At 63.9% G+C, this 21,710-nt stretch carries 21 protein-coding genes; 10 read left to right on the forward strand and 11 right to left on the reverse strand.

All coding sequences use genetic code 11. The features are described from left to right. Positions 1-116: 116 nt before the first annotated feature. On the reverse strand, positions 117-1,790 hold the full coding sequence (locus LB513_RS23845) for an amidohydrolase (RefSeq protein WP_224665933.1): 1,674 nt from the start codon (positions 1,788-1,790) through the stop codon (positions 117-119). A gap of 243 nt (positions 1,791-2,033) precedes the next feature. Between LB513_RS23845 and LB513_RS23850 the strand changes: the two genes are divergently transcribed. Then, complete coding sequence (locus LB513_RS23850) at positions 2,034-2,687, forward strand: TetR/AcrR family transcriptional regulator (protein ID WP_224665934.1); 654 nt, start codon at positions 2,034-2,036, stop codon at positions 2,685-2,687. A gap of 22 nt (positions 2,688-2,709) precedes the next feature. Then, positions 2,710-3,741, forward strand: a complete 1,032-nt coding sequence (locus LB513_RS23855) for a histone deacetylase family protein (protein WP_224665935.1) — start codon at positions 2,710-2,712, stop codon at positions 3,739-3,741. A gap of 65 nt (positions 3,742-3,806) precedes the next feature. Here the strand turns inward: LB513_RS23855 and LB513_RS23860 are convergent, their stop codons facing one another. From LB513_RS23860 to LB513_RS23870, 3 genes are read right to left on the reverse strand one after another with little or no spacing between them, the layout of a single operon-like run. Then, positions 3,807-4,658 (reverse strand): glycosyltransferase family 8 protein, encoded by an 852-nt coding sequence (locus LB513_RS23860; RefSeq protein WP_224665936.1) that lies wholly within the window; start codon positions 4,656-4,658, stop codon positions 3,807-3,809. 43 nt (positions 4,659-4,701) lie between these two features. Continuing rightward, positions 4,702-5,463, reverse strand: a complete 762-nt coding sequence (locus LB513_RS23865; RefSeq protein WP_224665937.1) for a glycosyltransferase family 2 protein — start codon at positions 5,461-5,463, stop codon at positions 4,702-4,704. A gap of 7 nt (positions 5,464-5,470) precedes the next feature. After that, complete coding sequence (locus LB513_RS23870; protein ID WP_224665938.1) at positions 5,471-5,896, reverse strand: PqqD family protein; 426 nt, start codon at positions 5,894-5,896, stop codon at positions 5,471-5,473. A 251-nt stretch (positions 5,897-6,147) separates the two neighbouring features. Between LB513_RS23870 and LB513_RS23875 the strand changes: the two genes are divergently transcribed. Further along, positions 6,148-7,791, forward strand: a complete 1,644-nt coding sequence (locus tag LB513_RS23875; protein ID WP_224665939.1) for an MFS transporter — start codon at positions 6,148-6,150, stop codon at positions 7,789-7,791. Positions 7,792-7,836: 45 nt separating this feature from the next. On the opposite strand, the gene LB513_RS23880 is transcribed toward LB513_RS23875, so the two are convergent. Continuing rightward, on the reverse strand, positions 7,837-9,618 hold the full coding sequence (locus LB513_RS23880; protein WP_224665940.1) for a chloride channel protein: 1,782 nt from the start codon (positions 9,616-9,618) through the stop codon (positions 7,837-7,839). A 243-nt stretch (positions 9,619-9,861) separates the two neighbouring features. On the opposite strand from LB513_RS23880, the gene LB513_RS23885 reads away from it, so the two are divergent. After that, complete coding sequence (locus tag LB513_RS23885; RefSeq protein WP_224665941.1) at positions 9,862-10,359, forward strand: cytochrome b; 498 nt, start codon at positions 9,862-9,864, stop codon at positions 10,357-10,359. 131 nt (positions 10,360-10,490) lie between these two features. Further along, positions 10,491-10,805, forward strand: coding sequence for an SCP2 sterol-binding domain-containing protein (locus LB513_RS23890; RefSeq protein ID WP_224665942.1), 315 nt, complete (start codon positions 10,491-10,493; stop codon positions 10,803-10,805). Positions 10,806-10,900: 95 nt separating this feature from the next. Here the strand turns inward: LB513_RS23890 and LB513_RS23895 are convergent, their stop codons facing one another. Beyond that, positions 10,901-11,485 (reverse strand): GNAT family N-acetyltransferase, encoded by a 585-nt coding sequence (locus LB513_RS23895; RefSeq protein WP_224665943.1) that lies wholly within the window; start codon positions 11,483-11,485, stop codon positions 10,901-10,903. 98 nt (positions 11,486-11,583) lie between these two features. Next, positions 11,584-12,717 (reverse strand): ornithine/lysine decarboxylase, encoded by a 1,134-nt coding sequence (gene odc2 / locus LB513_RS23900; protein ID WP_224665944.1) that lies wholly within the window; start codon positions 12,715-12,717, stop codon positions 11,584-11,586. A gap of 542 nt (positions 12,718-13,259) precedes the next feature. On the opposite strand from odc2, the gene LB513_RS23905 reads away from it, so the two are divergent. The 4 genes from LB513_RS23905 to LB513_RS23920 all read left to right on the forward strand — a co-directional run bounded on the left by LB513_RS23905 (position 13,260) and on the right by LB513_RS23920 (position 17,279). Beyond that, entirely contained in the window at positions 13,260-14,456 is a 1,197-nt protein-coding gene (locus LB513_RS23905; RefSeq protein WP_224665945.1) for an amidase, read from the forward strand. A 3-nt stretch (positions 14,457-14,459) separates the two neighbouring features. Then, a complete protein-coding gene (locus LB513_RS23910; RefSeq protein ID WP_224665946.1) occupies positions 14,460-15,359 on the forward strand; it encodes a LysR family transcriptional regulator in 900 nt (299 codons plus the stop codon). Positions 15,360-15,444: 85 nt separating this feature from the next. Further along, on the forward strand, positions 15,445-16,113 hold the full coding sequence (locus LB513_RS23915; RefSeq protein WP_224665947.1) for a DUF1007 family protein: 669 nt from the start codon (positions 15,445-15,447) through the stop codon (positions 16,111-16,113). Continuing rightward, positions 16,110-17,279 carry a nickel/cobalt transporter gene (locus tag LB513_RS23920; RefSeq protein WP_263482242.1) on the forward strand — a complete coding sequence of 390 codons (1,170 nt, stop codon included), beginning with the start codon at positions 16,110-16,112 and terminating at the stop codon, positions 17,277-17,279. Before LB513_RS23915 ends, LB513_RS23920 begins: the two co-directional genes overlap by 4 nt. Positions 17,280-17,289: 10 nt before the next feature. Here the strand turns inward: LB513_RS23920 and denD are convergent, their stop codons facing one another. From denD to LB513_RS23940, 4 genes are all read right to left on the reverse strand, one after another. Next, positions 17,290-18,273, reverse strand: a complete 984-nt coding sequence (denD, locus tag LB513_RS23925) for a D-erythronate dehydrogenase (RefSeq protein WP_224665948.1) — start codon at positions 18,271-18,273, stop codon at positions 17,290-17,292. A gap of 12 nt (positions 18,274-18,285) precedes the next feature. Further along, entirely contained in the window at positions 18,286-18,495 is a 210-nt protein-coding gene (locus LB513_RS23930; protein WP_411962742.1) for a hypothetical protein, read from the reverse strand. A gap of 80 nt (positions 18,496-18,575) precedes the next feature. Next, positions 18,576-19,562 carry a cation diffusion facilitator family transporter gene (locus tag LB513_RS23935; protein ID WP_224665950.1) on the reverse strand — a complete coding sequence of 329 codons (987 nt, stop codon included), beginning with the start codon at positions 19,560-19,562 and terminating at the stop codon, positions 18,576-18,578. Positions 19,563-19,588: 26 nt separating this feature from the next. Then, positions 19,589-20,275 (reverse strand): GNAT family N-acetyltransferase, encoded by a 687-nt coding sequence (locus LB513_RS23940; RefSeq protein WP_224665951.1) that lies wholly within the window; start codon positions 20,273-20,275, stop codon positions 19,589-19,591. Between the two features lie 83 nt (positions 20,276-20,358). Here LB513_RS23940 and LB513_RS23945 point away from each other — a divergent pair, with 83 nt between their 5' ends. After that, positions 20,359-21,543, forward strand: a complete 1,185-nt coding sequence (locus LB513_RS23945) for a pyridoxal phosphate-dependent aminotransferase (protein ID WP_224665952.1) — start codon at positions 20,359-20,361, stop codon at positions 21,541-21,543. Positions 21,544-21,710 lie beyond the last annotated feature (167 nt).

The raw sequence follows: 21,710 nt of genomic DNA on the forward strand, positions 1-21,710 counted from the left end.
TCTTGCTGGCGGAGCTTTTCCCCTGTTGGATGTGAACACAAGGCCGGTGGGTTGGCAAGACCGGCACTGAATCACAGTTCAATTGGCAATTTCCGCCTGCAAGCCTTGTGCCACGATCAGGCATGATAGGTTATCTTGCCGCCGCAGATTGTCGTCGCCGGCCGTATCTCGTGCAGCGTTTCGGGGGCTGTCGCTTCGATATCGGCCGACAGGACCACCAGATCGGCCATGTAGCCGATCTTCAGCGCGCCCTTGCGATGCTCGGCGAATTCTGCGTAGGCCCCTTCGACCGTATAGGCGGCAAGCGCCTCATGCAGCGTGAAACTCTGGTCTGGATCGCTTTGTGCCCACGGTTTGCGCAACACTGCCGCCTGAATGCCCAGGATCGGATCGATCGGCGACACCGGCCAGTCAGACGCGAAGACGACATGCGCGCCGGCGTTCTTCAAGGTTCGCCAGGCATAGCTCAACGGCCAGCGCGCCGGCCCGATGCGCGACACTGTCGGCTCCAGCGGAAATCCCATGGCGCCGGGCGGATGTGGCGGCTGCATCGAGGCAATGACGCCGAGCTGCGCGAAGCGCGGCACGTCCGCCTCTGTAACGACTTCGATATGTTCGACCCGATGGCGGCTGTCCCGCTTGCCGTTCGCCTTTTGCGCGGCCTCGTAGCCGTCCAGCACGGCGCGCACCGCGCCGTCCCCGATCGAATGCACGGCGATCTGCAATCCGCGTTTGTCTACGGCAACGGCCAGGTCCGTGAACTGCTGTGGCGTGAACAAGGGCTCGCCCACCCAGTCCGGACGATCGGCATAGGGCTCGACCATGACCGCGGTCCAGGAATCGAGCACGCCGTCATAGAACACTTTGACCATGCCCGACGACAACCATTCGCCGGTGTAGCGCTCGGCCATGACAGACGCTTTGTCGAGCATATCGAGCGTCATGAAATTCTTGTAGTGAAACGGAACCTGGACACGGCAGGGCAAGCCTTCCTCCGCCTCGATCTCGGCCAGCAGTTCGAGCTGGTAGAGATTGCCGTCCATGTTCTGGATGGAGGTGATGCCGTGGCGGGCGCACCAGGCGAGGCCGCGCCGCATGATGTCGCGGTCTGCGGCCCGCTCTTGCGCCGACGGCATGGGATCCGGCTCGCCGCCTGTCGCCAGCCCCAGCCGCACCCGACTTTCGCCGGCAAGGTCCAGCACCGGGCCGAAAGCCTCGCCTTCGCGCAGTTCGCCCTCGGCAAGGCCATCGTCAGCCATGACGATTTCGTTGCCCGGTCCAAGCGCGCGGCCGTGCAGGATGCCGGCCATTTCCAGCGCCTTGGTGTTGGCCCACATCGTGTGGTGGTCCGGCGCGGCCATGATGAAAGCGCGGTCGGGCAGGATCGCGTCGAGATGATGGCGCGTCACCCGCTCATCGCCGAGCACCGTGTAATCGACGCCTTGGCCGACCAGCATCTTTGCGTCCGGCCGTGTCGGCGCGTAGTCATGTATTGCCTTCTGTAGTGCCTCGAAGCCGTGCACGCCTGCCAGTTGCAGATGGGCAAGCTCGGCCGCGCCGGAAAACAGATGCATATGGGCTTCAATGAAACCGGGCAGGACCGAACCGCCCCTGGCGTCGATCACTTCGGTTGCCGGCCCTTTGAGCCCTTCGATTTCGGTGCGGCTGCCGATGGCGACGATGGCGCCGTCCTTGACGGCAATGGCTTCGGCGGTGGGATTGCCATTGTCCATGGTCAGCACACGACCATTGACGACGATCAGATCCGCACCGTGACCCGTGGCAGACATCGCGACTCCGCGCTTTTGACGACTGACTGAGACCGACTATCCAGCGCTCGACGAAAGCACGCCACGGAACAGGAACAGATGCCGGTCCGCCGACCTTGAAATTCCCCTTGTTATCCCTGGGGCCAGCGTGGATAAAGAATGCGACTGATTATTCGCGTTTGTCAACGTCCGGGATTTGGCATGTATTGTGGACAACACACCACGCCTGTGTTGGGACCGGACAGGGAGCGAGGGCATCGGGCAGTGAAGCGCAGTCTCGACCGCAAGACCAGGACAGCGCTCGAACCGCGCAAGCAGCCACGCCAACAACGGTCGAGCAAGCTGGTCGACAGGATCCTCGACGCGGCGCTGATGTTGACCCGCGAGCAAGGAACCAGAACGCCGACAACGCTTGCCATCGCGCAGCGCGCCGGCTTGTCGGTCGGTTCGGTCTACCAATACTTTCCCAACAAGGAAGCCATTCTTCTCGACCTTGCCCGACGCTGGCTGTCATCTTTTCCAGAGGTGATCGCAAAGCGCATCGCGGTCGACCCACCCACAAGCCGCGAAGAGTTTCGCCGCGAGGTGCGCAAGCTCTTCATCGACACATCCAGGCTCTATCTCGAGAACGCCACACTGATGCCGGTGATCGAGGCCATTTCAGGCAATGCCGACCTCCGGCCGATCCAGAACGAATATGACGACCAGATCATCGCCCTCTACGCGGCATGGCTTCGCCACGTAAACCCGGCCCTCGAGGAAAAGGTCGCCAGCCGGCTCGGCGTCGTGATGATGGAGGTCGGCCATGTCTGCCGGCTGGTCGGACTGAAAAAAGATCGCAAGACCTTCGACCTGATCGAGGACGACGTGGAAACCATGTGGCTCGCTCTGGTCGGCCCCTATCTCAACTTTGACTGATTTCAGATTTCGAGAGGAACCTATGAAGACTGTTTATTCGCCTCTTCACGCCGGCCATGCCGGTCAGATGGAACTGGTCACGTCGGCCATCGTGCCGGGCTTCGAAAAGCCTTCGCGGGCCGAGTTCATCAAGGCCCGGGTCGAGAGCGAGAGGCTGGGTCCGATCATCGCGCCGGCCGAGCATGATCTTTCCGCCGCCAAGCGCGTCCACAGGGCGGACTACATCGACTTCCTGCCGACCGTCTGGCCGCAATGGGAGGCGTCCGGCTTCACGGGCTCGGCCATGCCGTTCACCTGGCCGACGCGCGGCCTGCGCGGCGATGTGCCGCCAAAACGCATCGACGCATTGCTGGGCTATTATTCCTTCGATGGCGGCGCCAGTTTCGTAGAAGGAACCTGGGCGGCGATCAAATCCTCGTATGACGTGGCGCTGACCGCCGCCGGCCTTGTCAAGGGTGGCGAGCCATCCGCCTTCGCGCTCTGCCGCCCGCCCGGCCATCATGCCGGTGCCGGCTTCATGGGCGGCTATTGCTATATCAACAACGCGGCGGTCGCGGCGCAGTGGTTCCTGGACCAGGGCGCCGAGCGCGTGTCCATCCTCGATGTCGACTACCATCATGGCAACGGCACGCAGGAGATTTTCTATGACCGCGCCGACGTGCAAGTCCTGAACCTGCATGGCGACCCGATGGTGGAATACCCGTTCTTCCTCGGCCATGCCGATGAACGGGGATCGGGCGCCGGCGAGGGTTTCAACATCAATTATCCCATGCCCTTCGGCACCGCTTGGGACGCCTGGAGCGCCTCGCTGGAGGACGCCTGCGCCAGGCTCACTGCCTACGCGCCCGACATTGTGGTCGTCTCGCTCGGCGTCGACACCTTCGAGAAGGACCCGATCAGCCAGTTCAAGCTGAAGACATCGGACTATCCGAAGATTGGCCGCCGCATCGCCGGGCTCGGCCTGCCGACGCTGTTCGTCCAGGAAGGCGGCTATGCCGTTGAGGAGATCGGCATCAACGCAGTCGGCGTCCTGACCGGTTTCGAGGATCGGTGATCCTCACTCCCGGACACGCAGGAATCGGCGTTATTGCCGCCGTGTCTTGCCGGTCTTTGCCGCCGTCATGGCTCGTCGCCCTTGCGACGCCGCACGGTCTGGATCGCGGCTTGCCGAAACATCTCCAGCCGCCGCTCCCGTTCGCTGCCCTTCAAGGCGATATCGCGCCATGGCGTCGTTGCGCGCAACGCCAGGAAGTCTTCCAACAGCGGATGCCGGCAGGCCGGGAAAAGCGGCTTGTCGGGAATGAAGTGAACGATGCGAGCGTCCTCGAAGGCGCCGCGAGGCAGGGGCTCCTGGGACCAGAAGTTCCATTTACGGTCCAGCGCCAGGATGCGTCCGTCGAGAGTCAGGTTGATCGCGTCCTGGTCAGGCCAAAGGTCGTTGCGGGACGCGGCCGTGCGGACGCATGCATCGCCAAGTCCCGCTTGCCGCCACACGCCGATGTCGAACAGCAGCACCCCCGAATTGAAGTAGGGCGCGTCGGCCGGCCGATCGAGGCGTCTTGCCGAAAATTCCGCCGCCCGCCCGGCATCCGCGACCGCCGCCGCGAGAGCGTCGCCGAGATCGAGCTCCCGCAACGGGCGCAGGCTCCCGGTGATCATCGTATCGCTGTCGAGATATAGCGCCCTCCCGCTTTCGGGGATCAGGCGCGGCAGCAGCAGGCGAATGTGAATGGCGGTGCTGTAGAGGCTGACCGGAAGTCCGGAGATATCGGCGCGGATCGCATCGAGATCGATGAACCGGTAGTCGAGACCGGCCGCGCTGGCTGCCAGCCAGTCGCGCGTGCGCGATCCAAGCCCGTCGCCGACAAGATAGACCCGCGTGCCCGGCAGGTCGGCGTTCTCGGCGATCGACCGCAGCAGCACGGCGGCGAGTTCGGCATAGCGTTCGTCGGTCGCGCAGGCGATGATCATCGGCCACTCCCTGACCGTGGCTGCCTGTTGCTCATGGACATTGTCACCGCAAGGCCGCGTATCGGTCGTCGAACAGAGGCGTGAGATCGAAGAATCTCGGGATGTTGGCCAATATCGGGTCGCGGCTGCGCCGCTTCGCCGACATCAGCACCACCTTGAGAAAATCGCGCTGGCCCTGGGCAACGTCGCGCGTGATGTTGCCCGGATGACGGCGATAGAAGATGGCGACATTGTCGAGCAGCTTGTACTTTCCTTGATGCTCGAAAAAGCGGACGAGAAAATCCCAATCCTCCGACTGGTTCAGCGCTTCGTTGAAGCCGCCGAGATGAAGGATCGCGCGTCTGCGGAACATTGCCGTGGTGAGGCTGATGCCCCGCAGCGTGCAGGTGTTCGACGTCGCCGTCGGCAGCAGTTCGGTGTCGTCGATGTCATCGGCCAGCGTCATCATCGAATAGGTCATGGCAAGGCTGGGATCGGCGGCGAAAAGCGGGACCTCGGCCGCGAAGCGGCCGGCGGCCGAGATGTCATCGGAGTCGAGGAACGTCAACAGATCGCAGTCGTCGCGCAGATGGGAAAGACCGGTGTTGCGCGCCTTGGCAATACCCGCCTTGGACTGACGGACCAGCCGCACGCACGGCGAACGGTCGGCCATTGCCGTAACGATCTCCCGCGTACCATCGGTCGACCCGTCATCGACCACGACGATATCGAGATCCGCGTCGTGCTGCTGGCGTAGCAGCGAGCGCAGCGCCGAAGCGATATAGGCTTCCCGATTGTGGACCGGAATGATGACACCGACCTTCATGACAAGGCTAGTTCGCTTCCGCTTCCTTGAGGGCGGGCCAGCCGATGGCCTCGTCGACGTCATGGATCGGATCTGCGACGAAGAGGTCGGCAAGGTCGTCATAGATGAACATTTCCGGACGCCCCGCCGCCGCTACCAGATCGGTCAGCACTTTGCCCTCAAGCGTCCGGCCCATCGCGGGCTCGCTCACCCCGAGCAGTTCGTGGCTGAGCAATTCCGACAGGAAACGCTCCATGTCCGACGCGGCAATATTGGGAACGCGAGACAGGATCATCCCCGGTGCGATGCCGCCGGAAAGCGCTCCCCAAACAGCGGAGCCGGTCTCGCTGAAACTGAAATACTTGCCGTTGCGCAGGTTGAGAACGATGACGTCGTCGTCGAACACCTCCGACACGATGTCACGGTTTGCTGGCGAATATTCAACCTCGAGCATGCACATTCCCCCATGCGATTGCGGAACCTCTGCCGGCGTGCGGACGGCGGCACAATCCTATTAGATCCCGCCCGCCCCCAGTCAATCCACAGCGCGGCCGATCCGGGATGCAGGACCTGCCGCTTCGCGCTGGATTATACCCCACATCACAGTGGCTTTTAGCCCTTTGCGTCGCGATGCCCTACTTTGGGCAAACGAGGCGAGCAAACAATTTCATCCGGCGAGTCGCACGGCATGGCAGGGACCTATCTATGATTGATGACAAGCCGGAAAGCGAGGGCACCTCGGCTCTGGCGCCGTTCCGGCATGGAATTTTCCGGGCTGTATGGGGAGCGAGTCTCGTCTCGAATTTCGGCGGCCTGATCCAGGGCGTCGGCGCCGCCTGGATGATGACCACCATCGCCACTTCGCCCTATCAGGTCGCGCTGGTCCAGGCCTCGACCACCCTGCCGATCATGCTGTTCGCCCTCGTCGCCGGAGCCATCGCCGACAGTTTCGACAGGCGCAAGGTGATGCTGGTCGCACAGACCTTCATGCTGGTCGTCTCCGTGCTGCTGACCATGTTCACCTACTTTGACTTGATCACGCCATGGACGCTGCTTGCCTTCACCTTCCTGATCGACAGCGGCACGGCGCTCAATAGCCCCTCCTGGCAGGCTTCCGTCGGGGACATCGTGCCCCGCAACAAGGTGCCGGCGGCCGTCGCGCTGAACTCGATGGGCTTCAACCTGACCCGCAGTGTCGGCCCGGCGATCGGCGGCATCATCGTCGCCGCCGCAGGCGCCGCGGCAGCCTTCGCCGCCAATGCCGTAAGCTATATCGGCCTCATCTTCGTCTTGGCGCGTTGGAAGCCGGACCTGCCGGTCTCGGCCCTGCCGCGCGAATCGCTTGGATCCGCCATGGGCGCCGGCCTGCGCTATGTCGCCATGTCTCCCAATATCGGCAAGGTGCTGGTCAGGGGCGCCGCCTTCGGCTTCAGCGCCGGCGCCGTCCTGGCGCTGCTGCCGCTCGTGGCGCGAGACATCGTCCGCGGCGACGCGCTGACCTACGGCATCATGCTCGGCGCCTTCGGCATCGGAGCGGTCGGAGGTGCCCTGATCAGCGTGCGGCTGCGGCAAATGCTCTCGAGCGAGACGATGGTGCGCTGCGCCTTCGCCGGCTTCGCGGTCTGTGCCTTCAATGCCGCCGTCAGCCAGCATGCCTGGCAGACATCGCTCGGCCTTCTGGCCGGCGGCGCGTGCTGGGTGATCGCGCTGTCGCATTTCAACGTCACCGTGCAGATGGCAACGCCGCGCTGGGTGGTCGGCCGGGTTCTGTCGGTCTATCAGACCGCGACCTTCGGCGGCATCGCGCTGGGCAGCTGGATCTGGGGCGTGGTCGCCGACGCGCATGGTGCCGAAACCGCGCTGATCGCAGCCAGCGTCACCATGCTGGCGGGCGGCGCCATCGGCCTGCTGCTGCCGCTGCCGCAACAGCCGGTTCTCAACCTCGATCCCCTGAACCGTTTCAAGGAGCCGCATCTGGCGCTCGACCTCAAGCCGCGCAGCGGGCCGATCGCCATCATGATCGAATACATCATCCGCGACGAGGACGTGCCGGAGTTCCTAGCAACCATGGCCGAGCGCGGCCGCATCCGCCGCCGCGACGGCGCGCGCAACTGGACCCTGGCGCGGGACCTTGAAAATCCAGCAATCTGGATCGAGCACTACCACACGCCGACCTGGATCGAATATGTGCGCCACAATGGCCGCATCACCCATGCCGACGCCATGGTTGGCGAACGCATCAGGGCGCTGCATAGCGGCGACGAGCCGCCGCGCGTGCGGCGCATGATCGAGCGCCCGACCACCGCCGGCACGGCTCTGGTGATGGCCAAGGGGCCGATAGAACACTGAGGGTTCATCGACTTTTGTTGAACGGCCGCTCCGCCCGGCTCGGCCCTATCCTTCGCCCGACAGGTCCCGGCGCGCCTTGTCGAGTTCCTCGGCGTAGCGTCGCATCAGATAACCCTCGGTCAGCAGCCCGAGCACGATGCGCTCGCTGAAGTCCTCGACGACGGCCAGTTCCTCCGCGCCGGCGCGCTGGAAGGTCTCCGCCGCTGCCTGCACGTTCATGCTGGGCACCAGCACCGCGTCCTTGAACCTGGCAAGCGAGCCGACGGCGACATCCCCGCCGGACGGATCGCTATGCAATTCGGCCACGAGCAGCACACCCACATAATGATCTCCGGGGTCGACCGCGATGACGCGTTGGGCGGAACCGAGCGGCACGTCCTTGCGGAAAGTTGCCAGCGTGGTCGATGCATCGATGGTCTTGATGTCCTTGCGCATCATCGAGCCGACGGTCAGGCTGCGCATCCAGCCGACATCATGGGCGCTGCGGATCGTTTCCCCGCGCAGATGGAAGCGCCACGTGGAGAATGAATAGCCGAAGGTTTCGCGCACCAGGATCGCCGACATGATCGAGGCGGCCAGGACAACCCCGGTGAGCGTCAGGTCGCGGGTCGATTCCAGCGCCAGGAAGGTCATGGTCAGCGGACCGCCGACGACGCCAACGGCGAGCGACGTCATGCCGACCACTGCGGCAACGGCCGGGTCGATACCTGTTGCCGGGGAGACGACAGCCATGGCGCCCGCGAACACCTTGCCGAGCAGGGCGCCGAGGAACAGCGAAGCGAAGAACAACCCGCCGCGGAAGCCCGAGCCCAGCGAGACCGCCGATGCCGCCAGCTTCAGCACGAAGACGCCGGCCACCACGCCCAGCCCATAGTTCATCGAGAATTCGCGATGCAGCGCGCCATGCCCGCTGGACAGGACCTGCGGCGTGACCAGCCCGAGCAACCCGACGATGACGCCGCCGATGACGGGGCGCAGCGAGGCGTCGACCGACAGCCTGGCAAAGCCGCGCTCGATCAGCGTCACCAGATGCATGATGGCGATCGAGGCGGCGCCGCCGAGCAGGCCGAGCAGCAGGAACGGCACGTATTGTCCGGCGGTCAGCGCCGGCAGTCCCGACAGTTCGAGCGGAAACGGTACGCCGCCGAACATCTCGGCGGTCAGCGAAGCCGAGAGCGCCGCAGTCATCACAGGCGCGACATTGGCGACCGAATAGATACCGATGACGAGTTCGAACCCGTAGAAAGCACCGGTCAGTGGCGCATCGAAAGCCGCGGCGATGGCGCCGGCGGCGCCGCAACCGACCAGGATGCGAACGTCGTTGCGGCGCAGCTTGAAGGCGAGCGCCAGCCTGGAGGCCAGGCCGGACCCGACCTGCGTATAGCCGGCCTCCAGTCCCACCGAGGCGCCGAAGCCGCTGGATACCATCGTCTGGACGGCGATGATGAAGGTGTCGGTCATTGACATGCGCCCGCCATAGAGCGCGTTCGCCTCGATCGGATCGACCGGGGTGCGGAATTTCCGTATCCGCAGCCAGACGACCGACAATCCGAGCAGGATGCCGCCGATCGCCGGAACCAGCGCCTGGGTGGGATGGGCGAGCGAGAACATGGCCGATAGCCGTCCGCCCGGCTGGACGCCGAACAACAACCCGTGCAGGTCTTGGACGATCTGGCTCATCGCCGTGACCAGGATACCCGCCATCACGCCGACGACGCCGGCAAGGATGACCACCGCGATGCCACGCGCCTCGAGCAGCGGCAGCGATCTGATCAGCACCGCGCGAAGCCGGCGGGCATAGACTTCGCTGTGATTTGTGGAAGGCACCGGCGGCTCGCCAATATCGATGGAATTTTCGCCTGATACGCCCGGCGGCACGTCGTGGCAACCATGATGCCGGGCAGAAGACCGGCTGGCCCCGCAGCGGTTTTTGCCACCGCGGCGGGCTGGAGATAACCCCTCTGTTGAAATCGGCAGGCTCCGTCACAATTCCGGGAAAATCCTGGCCAAACTCTCGACTGCTCTGCAGTATCTTCACAACGACACTAATCACAACGTCGAGGGGTTCGAATGACTAAAACCACACTAGGGTATTCATCTTATCAGATCGGGCTTCATTGGATCATCGCGGCGCTGGTCTTGTTCCAGTTGTTCTTCGGCGAGAGCATGACCACGGTTCGGGATGCTGCCGAAGAGGGCGCCGCGGTATCTCCGACCGATCAGACGCTGGCGTCGGCACATTACTGGGTCGGCCTCTCGATCTTGGCGCTTGTGCTGATCAGGCTGGTCGTGCGTCTGGCTTCGGGCGCGCCTCAGCCGGCACGGAGCGGCCCATCCTGGATGCAGACTGCGGCGCTCGCCTCGCACCACCTTTTCTATGTCCTTCTGGTCGCCACGCCTATTATCGGACTTCTCGCCTTCTACTTTGGCGATCCGTGGGGAGATATCCATTCGCTCAACAAACCGGTGTTCATCGTCTTGATTGCAATCCACGCGCTGGCCGCACTCTTCCACCAGTTCTGGCTCCGGGACGGCACGTTGAGGCGGATGTTGGTGCCCTCCCGCTAGGTGCGGCGGTCGGCAAACTACCGTCACGAACTTGCCGGCCACGTTGACGTAAACGTCAACTCGAAGCTATATGCGGCAGCGATGTTGATCGCGAAGGACAAGGCGGGCGTTTCGGGCGGATCGAAGCGCCTATGCTCGAACAACCAGACGAGGAGAACGATGTGAGCGTTCAGGACATTGCCGAGAAGATCAAGTCGCAGGTGGCGAGCAGCGGGTTCGACCGTTCCGTGAAGTTCGATACGGGCGGCGATGGGGTCATCGTCATTGACGGCGCGACCGTTTCGACGACTGACGCGCCGACCGATTGCACGATCAAGCTTTCGCTCGATGATCTGGAATCTCTGCTCGCAGGCGACCTGAACCCGACCATGGCTTTCATGACCGGCAAGATCAAGGTCGAAGGCGACATGTCGGTGGCCATGGCTCTCAGCCAGTTGATCGGCTGACCTTGCGAAGGGCGTCAGGCGCAAACGCTGCGAAGCTTCAAACGCCGCCCCCGCCCGGGGCGGCGTTTTCATGTGAGGAGCGATCGGACCCAGGCTCAGGCCGCCAGCGTCCGTGCCTTGAGCTTGCGTCCGGACGCCTTGAGCGTACCTTCCGCTCCATCGAGCGCGCCATCCACCAGTTCCAGCGCCAGCAGGCGCTGCCGCTCGTAAGGTCCCGGCATGGCAAGCTCCCCCGTCCGGGCTGCCGAGAAACCGAAGCGTCCATAGTATGGCTCGTCGCCGACCAGTAGGATCGCCGCATGGCCGAGGCGCGCCGCCTCGCAGACCGCGTGGCGCATCAGCGCCGACCCGATGCCGGCACTTTTCAGCGACGGATCGACAGCCAGCGGGCCGAGGAGGAGCGCGGCCCGGCCGTTCTCGCCCAACGTCACATCCCAAAGCCGCACCGTGCCGGTCACCGCACCCGATGCATCGCGCGCAACGAACGCTAGCCCTTCCGAGGGCCGCCGGCCGCGCCGCAGCTTCTCCGATGACTTCTTCTTGCGCCTTGGTCCCATGGCGGCGTCGAGCAAGGCTTCCCGGGGCGCGACATCGGCGGCAGATTCCGCAACGATGACGACGTCCGCGCTTGGAGAGGCAAGCGGCCAACCGCCCTCAACGATGATATTGGCAATATCCATTTCCGCGATCCTTCACGAGCGGAGATCTGTTCCACAGGCGAGCCCGACAGGCGGCGAAAGCCGCCCACCGGGGTGATCTGATCGGTCCTTCCGGGCCGTCAGATCACGTAGGATCGGAGAGGCTCGAAGCCGTTGAACGCAACCGCCGAATAGGTGGTCGTGTAGGCGCCGGTGCCTTCGATCAGCACCTCATCGCCAATGGTCAGCGACAAGGGCAGCGGATACGGCGTCTTCTCGTACATCACGTCGGCCGAATCGCAGGTCGGGCCGGCGAGCACGCATGGCGCGGTCTCCGTGCCGTCATGCCGCGTGACAAGCGGGTAGCGGATCGCCTCGTCCATCGTCTCGGCGAGACCGCCGAACTTGCCGATGTCGAGGAACACCCAGCGGACATTGTCGTTGGCCGCCTTCTTCGAGATCAGCACGACTTCCGACTTGATGACGCCGGCATTGCCGACCATGCCGCGGCCCGGCTCGATGATGGTTTCCGGGATGGCATTGCCGAAATGCTTGCGCAGCGCCGAGAAGATCGCCTGGCCGTAGGCCTGAGCCGCGGGCACGTCGCGCAGGTAACGGGTTGGGAAACCGCCACCCATATTGACCATCTTGAGCACGATGCCCTCCTCCGCAAGCGTGGCGAACACCTTCTTGGCATCGGCCAGCGCGCGGTCCCAGGCGGTGAGGTCGGTCTGCTGCGAACCGACATGGAACGAGACGCCATAGGCGTCGAGGCCGAGCGCCTTCGCCTGACGCAGCACGTCGACGGCCATGTCGGGCGCGCAGCCGAATTTGCGCGACAGCGGCCATTCGGCGCCTTCTCCGTCGGTCAGGACGCGGCAGAACACGCGCGCGCCGGGAGCGACGCGGGCGATCTTCTCGACCTCCTCGACGCAATCGACGGCGAACAGCTTGATGCCGAGCTGATGAGCCCGTGCGATGTCGCGTTCCTTCTTGATGGTGTTGCCGAACGAAATGCGCTCCGCCGGCGCGCCGGCATCCATCGCCATCTCCACCTCGGCAACCGAAGCGGTGTCGAAGGACGAGCCCATGGCGGCAAGCAGACGCAGGATTTCAGGCGCCGGATTTGCCTTCACGGCGTAGTAGATCTTCGAATCGGGCAGCGCCTTCTCGAAGGCGCGGAAATTGTCGCGCACGACATCGAGGTCGACGACTAGGCAGGGGCCGGACGGGCGTCGGGTGGCGAGGAAGTCGAGGATGCGCTGGGTAGCCATCGGGTCTCTCCAAACACGCCTTTCGGCGCGCACAAGGGTGCGGACGCGGGCTGTCGGCCTCGCGAACACGCGGTCAAACAAAGGCGGGACGGAAATTCCATGGAACCAGCCGGTGGAGACCCCGGAACCATGAAACGCCGTCTCGCGGCGATGAACCTCGGCCTTGCCCGGCTTCGGTTCGCTTTGTCTGCCTTGGCTTGGATTGGGAGAACCCGTTCCGCACTGCCGGCAATGAAGGTGTGCCTCTTCAGTAACCCCGGTCTTTGGACAACCGGCAGAGAACCAGAAAGGCCCGCACCGTCGTTGCTTCAAGGTGTCCTCGGTCTGGCGGTTGGCCGCTAAACCGACTGGAGGGGTTGGCTCCAGTTACCTTACCGATTTCGCTCACCATTCGAGGATCGGCGGACACCCACAGGCACGTGCGACTTTGGGCAAGCGCGATATAGGGTCGAAGGATTTCACAATCAATAAAAATCGTATCCAAGGTTGTAAAAAATCCGGCAGCGAACAATGTTGATGCAATCGTATCCGGATATCGAACGATGACAGGCACGCACGGCCCCCTCAACGCCTTTTTGGATCTCCGGCAGATGCCGGTCGCGCATGCCGAGCTCGGACCGCTGGCCGGGTTGCGGCTGGCCGTCAAGGACATCTATGACGTCGCAGGCTTCCGCACCGGCTGCGGCAATCCGGAGAAATTCGGGTCCAGCCCCGCCGCCTCGCGCACCGCGCCGGCGGTCCAGGTGATTCTCGATGCCGGCGCTCGCTTCGTCGGTAAGACCCAGACGGACGAGCTCGCCTTCGCCCTGTTCGGGCAGAACGCGCATTTTTCGTTTCCGGTGAACCCGGCCGCTCCCGACCGCGTCACCGGCGGCTCATCCTCGGGCTCGGCGGCGGCGGTAGCGGGAAGGCTGGCCGACATCGCCACCGGTTCGGACACGGGCGGTTCCATCCGTGCGCCGGCGAGCTTTTGCGGACTGATAGGGCTGCGAACCACGCATGGCCGCATTTCGCTTGAGGGCGCCATGCCGCTGGCGCCGAGCCTGGACACGTTTGGCTGGTTCGCCGACGACATCGAGACTTATGAGACCGTCGGCAAGCTGCTGCTTGGCCGCGATCCGCATCATCACCCGCTGGACCGCCCGATCGCGCTTGACTGGTTGGACCAGTTGGTCGCCCGTCCGGCGCTTGCCGAATATGCAGAGATGAAGGCCCTGGCGAAAGCGGCCTTCGGTGCGGCGGCGATGCCCGCGACGCATTTCAGCGCGTCTCCCGATGAGCTCTACTGGTGCTTCCGCCGGCTGCAGGCCAAGGAAGCCTGGGCCGTGCACGGCGCGTGGATCAACAGCGGTGAGCGTCGGCTTGGCCCCGGCGTGGAGGAGCGGTTCCGCTTTGGCAGCACCGTCGATGACCGCACGGCGCAGGCCGAGAAGGGGCGGCGGCTGACCTTTCGCGCCGAACTGGGCGCGCTGCTGGGCAAGGACGGTTTTCTGGTCCTGCCGACGGTGCCGGGACCGGCGCCCTATGTGGATAGCACGCCCGAGCAGTTCCAGGCCTATCGCGAGCGGGCGCTGCGGCTCCTGTGTCTGGCGGGCCTGTCCGGCTTTCCGCAGATCACCCTGCCCGTCGGCACGGTCGCCGGCGCCCCGTTCGGCCTTTCGCTGCTTGGGCCTTCCGGCAGCGACATCGCCCTGATACGGCTCGGCCGGCGACTTCTCGATGCGGCACGAAAGGCCTGAGTTATGGACACCCTGACCCGCATGCGCGCGTTCATCGATGTGGTCGAGGCCGAGGGCTTTTCGGCCGCGGCGCGCAAGATCGGCCGCTCCAAGGCGCTGCTGTCGAAATATGTGCGCGAACTCGAGGACGAACTCGGCGCACTGCTGCTTAACCGCACCACCCGCCAGTTCTCGATGACCGAGGCAGGCCACACCTATTACCGGCGCGCCTCGGAGATCGTGCGCGAGGTCGACAGCCTGGCCGACGCCGTGCGCGAATCGTCCGGCGATGTGCGCGGCAGGATCAAGCTGTCGGCGCCGCGCACCTTCGCCGACGCGCCGATCGGCCAGTCGCTCATCGACTTCGCCAAGCAGCATCCCGAGATCGTGCTCGACATCCAGCTCGACGACCGCTTCGTCGACCTCGTCGAGGAGGGCTTCGACCTCGCAGTGCGCATATCGCGCCTCGAGAACTCGTCGCTGATCGCCAGGCGGCTGGCGCCGTTCTCCATAAGGCTCTGCGCCTCGCCCGAACTGATCGCCAAGCATGGCATGCCGACACGCCCGCAGGACCTCAGCCGCATGCCGTGCATCATCGACACCAATGGCCGCGGGCTGAACAACTGGCCGTTCAAGGGCGACAATGGCGATCCGGTCAGCGTTTCGGTCTCGGGCCCGATTGAGGTCAACAGTCCGATGGCGGCGCGGGCCGCGGCTGTGGCTGGTCTCGGATTTTCCATCCTGCCGGATTTCATCGCTGCGCCGGACATCGAAGGCGGCCGGCTGATCACGGTGATGGATGACCGCATCCTGGCAGGTGGCGGCATTTTCGCGGTCTATCCGCATCGCCGTTACCTGCCGGCGAAAGTACGCGTCTTCGTCGACTTCCTGGTCCATTGGTTCAGGACGCGCGAGGCATCCTAGTCTAACCCTTCATCCATCGGTCCCAATTTCGCCCCCTTTCTGGTCCCTCTCCCTATCTCCGAGCCCAATGGAATCGCGACCTGGAATGCACCTGAAACGGCACGCAATCATGCTGGCCTTGGCCACGGTCGCGACCTTCGCCACCGTCGGACCTGCGCGGGTGCATCCGCATGTCTTCGCCGAGGCCCGGCTCGACGTCATCCTGTCGCCGGATCACCAAAGTGCGAAAACGCTCCGCCATCTCTGGCGCTTCGACGATCTGTTTTCGAGTACGGTGATGATGGAGTTCGACAAGAATTCCGACCTGAAGCTTGACGACGCGGAGCTGAAGGAAGTGGCCGACACCGTCCATGCCTCTTTGGCCGAGTTCAATTATTTCCAGCTCGTCACCGTCGACGGCAAGGACGTGGCGATGACGCCGCCCCCGCATTTGATGGCGAATTTCGACAACGACCAGCTGATCATCCTGTTCGAATCCGAGCCTAAGACGCCCATCAAGCTGGCCGGCAAGATCGATATAGGCGTCTACGACCCGACCTTCTACACGGCCATCGACTTCACCGAAGACTCCAATATCAGCGTTGAAGGCCTGCCGTCGAATTGCGCCAGCAAGGTCGTCCGTCCCGATCCGGACGAGGCGATCAAGGAAAACCAGAAGACCCTGACGGACGCTTTTTTCAACGATCCGACCGGCACCGACATGAGCAAGATCTTCGCCACCAAGCTTGAACTGACCTGTCAGCCAGAAGGATGAAACCGGTGACGAAACCGTCCCTGCGTTTGGCACTTGGCCTGTTGATGCTCGCTTTTGCCGCGATGCATTTCGCCGACGCTGCCCATGCGCAATCCTCCCTCGGCATCGGCGTCAATGACGGCATGGCGCCCACCACCGGCCCGTTTGCCCACATCCTGATGTGGATCAATTTGAAGCAGCAAGAATTCTACCGCGCGCTGGCGACAGCGATGAAGGCCATGCGCCAGGACGACAGCAAGATCTGGATTTTGATCGGCCTGTCCTTCGCCTATGGCATATTCCACGCGGCCGGGCCCGGTCACGGCAAGGCGGTGATCTCCTCCTACATGGTGGCCAACGAAGTCGCGTTGCGGCGCGGCATCCTGTTGTCCTTCGTCTCGGCGCTGCTGCAGGGCCTCACCGCGGTGCTGGTAATGCTGCTTGCCTATTTCGTCCTGCGCGGCACCGCCATCTCGATGACCGACGCGGCGTGGTTCATGGAGATCATGAGCTATGTCTTCGTCACCCTGTTCGGGGCCTGGCTCTTGTGGCGCAAGCTCGCTCCCTCCACCCTGAGGCTGTTCGGGAGGGGGCCCGGCTACAGCCTGTCGGCCGCTCAGGCCGGGCATTCACACGCCTCGCATTCCCATGCCGGCCACCCGTATGCCGGGCATTCTCACACGGGTCATTCCCACGACGCCCATTCGCATGCCCTGCACCGGCATGATGACCACGGGGATGCCCATTCGCACGATCATCACGAACACTCACACGATCATGCGCATGACCATCACGCGGACGAAATCTGCGAAACCTGCGGCCATTCGCATGCGCCCGATCCGGCGTTGCTGTCGGGCGACCGCTTCGACTGGCGCACCGCCTGGTCGGCGGTTGCCGCTGTCGGCATCCGCCCCTGCTCCGGCGCGCTGATCGTGCTGAGCTTCGCCCTGCTCAACGGGCTGTGGCTGGGCGGCCTGCTGTCGGTTCTGGCGATGTCGCTGGGAACCGCCATCACCGTCTCGGTGCTGGCGACGCTTGCGGTGACGGCCAAGAACTGGGCGGTCTATATCGCCGGCGACGGCCGCATGGGCAACCGCATCCACTCGATCGTCGAGATCGGCGGCGCCGCCTTCGTCTTCCTGTTCGGACTATTGCTTCTGTCGGCCAGCCTGGCCGGCACTGTATGATGCTGGCGAGTCAGGCCTGACTCGCGATCTTGCCGCCGAGTTCATCCTCGATATGCGCGTGGATGATTTCGTCAAAGCTCTTCTCGGCGCTGAACCCGAGCTCTCGTGACCGCCGCGCCTCGAAGCGGGTCGGCCAGCCCTTGACGATCGCCCAGATCGTCTCGTCGGGCTGCTCGCGGATCAAGCTTGTAGCCTTCGGCCCGGCGATGCGCTCCAACGCCTCGATCTGCTCGCCAACGGTGACGGCGACGCCGGGCATCGTCAGATTGCGGCGTGGGCCTACTGCAGCGCCGTCGATCCCCGCCGCATGGATCAGGAAATTCACCGCCGAACGCGGACTGGCATGGGTATGCACCACCGAGCGCGGCACCGGCAGGATCGCCTCCTGACCGTTCAGCGGCTCTCGGATGATGCCGGAGAAGAATCCGGAAGCCGCCTTGTTGGGTTTGCCGGGCCGCACGCAGATCGTCGGCAGGCGGATGCCGATTCCGTCGAAGAAGCCGCGCCGGGAATAGTCGGCGAGCAGCGCCTCGCTCATCTGCTTCTGCGTGCCGTAGGAGGTCAGGGGCGTCGGATGGAATTCATCCGGGATGACGTCCGGGAATGGCGCGCCGAACACCGCAATGGACGAGGTGAAGACGACACGAGGCGCGAATCCCCCCAGCCGGATGGCATCGAACAGGCTGCGTGTGCCGTCGAGATTGACGCGGTAGCCGAGGTCGAAATTGGATTCGGCCTCGCCCGACACGATGCCTGCCAAGTGGAAGACGACATCGGGGCGCCAGGCGACCAGGCTTTCGGCCGCACCTGCGTCGGCAAGGTCGCCTTGATGGGTGTTGATGCTGACGCCCTCGATGGCCGGCGCCTGCGGCGGCACGATATCGTGCAGGTCGAGCGCGCTTATCCTTTGGCCGCGCAATGTGCCGTCCTTCGCCAGCCGGGCGATGAGTTTGCGGCCGACCATGCCTGCCGCGCCTGTGATCAGAATGCGCATGTCGAAGATCCCCTATTTGTCCTGGTTTTTGCGCTGGTAACGGCTGCGCAGCCAAAACACCGCGAAGAAGCCCAGCAGGAAAACGACGGCAACGATGCCGGCAAGCACCCCGGATATGCCGCCTGCCGCCAGCATCAGCTTCGGCAGATTGTAGGCGGCTATGCCGAACAGCAGCATGATCCACAAAGCCGCGATAGCCGCATTCCGTGTGTCGCGGCCCATCATCTCGCACCAGTGCGGGAGGCGATTGTCAGGCCGGCTGTCAAGATTTTGGAACTCCCAGATCGGGCCGACACACCGGCCTAGTGATGCTGATCGTGATGCGCGGCCGCATCGTGCCCATGGTCGTGCCCATGGCCTTGATCGTGCCCATGGTCATGGCCATCGTCGGCGCAACGGCCGAATTCCGGCTCCACGGTGGCATGGCTGATGCCGTGGCCGTTGGCAAGTCGCTTCTTGATGGCGCTGACCGCCAGAAAAGCATCGACACCCTCATCGAGGCAGGCATGCAATGTCGCCATCGTGCTGGCGCCGTCGATCGACCAGACATGCATGTGGTGGACCTCGCGCACGCCCGAGACCGTCTTTTCCAGGTCCCTGGCGATCAGGTCGCGGTCGAGGCTTGGCGGCACGCCCTCCAAAAGGACGTGCGCGGCTTCGCGCATCAACGACCATGCGGTGGAAAGGATCAGCAGGGCGACGAGAACCGACAGGATTGGGTCGATCGGCGTCCAGCCGGTGGCCAGGATGACAAGCGCCGCAATGATCGCGGCCGCCGAACCGAGCAGGTCGCCGAGCACATGCAGGATGGCGCCGCGCATGTTCAGGCTTTCGCGGTCGCCGCCATGCAGCACGAAGAAGCAGGCGATATTGACCAGCAGACCAAGGCACGCCACCACCAGCATCGGTCCGCCCAGCACCAGAGCCGGCGTATGCAGGCGTCCCCACGCCTCGTAGACGATCCACAGCGCGATGACGAAGATGGCGACGCCGTTGGTGTACGCAACCAGCGTCTTCACCCGGCCGAAGCCATAGGTAAGGCGACCGGTCGCCGGCCGGCCCGCAAGATGGAATGCATACCAGGCCAGCCCAAGCGCGATCGAATCGGCCAGCATGTGGCCGGCATCGGCCAGCAGCGCCAGCGATCCCGTGAAAAACCCGCCGACTGCCTCGGCGATCATGAAGCCGCCGGTCAGGCAGGCTGCGATGAGCACGCGCTTCTTGTCGGTGGAGCCATGGACATGGCCGGCACCGTGGCCGTGGCCTTCATGATCGTGCGTATGCGCCAAGGGCAACTCCCGTTACACGGTTCGGCTCAAGCTCCGAATTCCGCGCGAAAATCCTCGAGCTTTCGCTTCTGATGGCCGTCGCCATCGAAATTGGCCGGATCGAGCCATGCCTCATAGGCGTTGCGCAGGGCCGGCCACTCCTTGTCTATGATCGAGTACCACGCCGTATCTCGGTTTTCACCCTTGACGATGAGGTGCTGGCGGAAAATGCCCTCGAACTTGAAGCCGAACCGTTCCGCGGCCCGCTTCGAGGGCTCGTTGCGGTTGTTGCACTTCCATTCGTAGCGGCGATAGCCGAGGTCGTCGAAAATGTACTTCATGAACAGGAACTGGGCTTCGGTCGCTGCCGGCTTGCGCGACATCATCGGCCCCCAATAGATGTTGCCGATTTCGATGACGCCGTAGGCCGGATCAATGCGCATCAAAGTCTGGCGGCCCGCCACCTTGCCGCTAGCATTGTCGATGACGGCAAAAAACAGCGGATCGTCGCTGGCTTGCGCCTTGTCCAGCCAGGGCTGGAACGCGGCGCGGCTTTCCGGCGGATAGTCAGGGAGCCAGGCGAAGCGGCCGTCTATGTCCGATACCGAGGATGCCTCATAAAGGCCGTCGCCGTGTTTTGCAGCGCTCAGCGGTTCAAGCCGCACATAGCGGCCGTCGAGGACCTTGCGCGCGGGTCGTGGACGCGGTTGCCAACCTTCGAGATTTTCCGACACCAGACACTCCAATCCGTTTGACTTTTGCGGCGCGAGGCTCACAAAAACGCAACCCAGCAGCAAGAACCACACGGACGGGAAAAATGCTCCACACGATTTCAGCCTTCGACCGTCTCGGCGAGGAAAACGCCTTTGCCGTTCTGGCCCGTGCGACAGCGCTTGCCAGCCAGGGCCGCGACATCGTCAATCTCGGCATCGGCCAGCCCGACTTCAAGACACCGCCGCATATCGTCGAGGCGGCGATCAAGGCGCTGCGCGACGGCCATCACGGCTACACCCCGGCCAATGGACTGCTGGCGACGCGCGAAGCGGTGGTGCGCCGCACGCTGACGACGACCGGCGTCGAAGTCTCGCCCGAAGCGGTGATGATCCTGCCCGGCGGCAAGCCGACAATGTTCGCGGCGATCCTCATGTTCGGCGAGCCCGGCGCCGAGATCCTCTATCCTGACCCCGGCTTTCCGATCTACCGTTCGATGATCGAATTCACCGGGGCAGCCCCCATTCCCGTGCCGATGCGCGAGGAGAACGGATTCGCTTTCTCCGCCGAGGAAACCTTGGCTCTGATCACCTCTAAGACGAGGCTGTTGATCCTCAATTCGCCGGCCAACCCGACCGGCGGCGTCACGCCGCGCGCCGAGATCGAAAAACTGGTCAAGGGGCTGGAGAAACACCCCGATGTCGCCATCCTCTCCGACGAGATCTACGACGTCATGACCTATGACGGCGAGACGTATTGCTCGCTGCTTGGCTTTCCCGAGATCCGCGACCGGCTGATCGTGCTAAATGGCTGGTCGAAGACCTGGGCGATGACCGGATGGCGCATGGGCTGGTCGATCTGGCCGAATGGCGACAAGAGCGCCCACCTCTACGACAAGGTGCGCAAGCTGGCGGTCAATTGCTGGTCCTGCGTCAACGCGCCAAGCCAGTTCGCCGGCATCGCCGCCATAGACGGCCCGCAGGACGACGTCGACACCATGATGCGCGCCTTCGATCGCCGCCGGCAGGTCGTGGTCGAGGGGCTCAACCGTCTGCCCAACATCTCCTGCATCACGCCGAAGGGCGCATTCTACGCCTTCCCTAACGTGTCCAAGACGGGCTGGAAGGCGAAGAAACTGGCATCCGCCTTGCTCGAAGAGGCCGGGGTGGCGCTGATCGGCGGCCCCGATTTCGGCATTCTGGGCGAAGGCTATGTCAGGCTCTCCTATGCCAACTCCGAGGAGAACATTTTGCGCGCGCTCGAGCGGATCGGAGCGTTCCTCGCCAGGTGAGGTCAGGCGCCTCGCGAACCCGCAGGGTTTCCGACCGCTGTCATGAATTGTCCGCAGCCGAACAACCGAGGGTGGCGCCTGCGGCCGGAACGGCTAGAGCGTTTCCTGTTTTGGGAGAATCGTAGGATTCCCATCGAGGCTTGTTTGTGATTCAAGATGCTGGCTGG

This window comes from Mesorhizobium sp. ES1-1 (assembly GCF_020164785.1).
Lineage (GTDB): Bacteria > Pseudomonadota > Alphaproteobacteria > Rhizobiales > Rhizobiaceae > Mesorhizobium.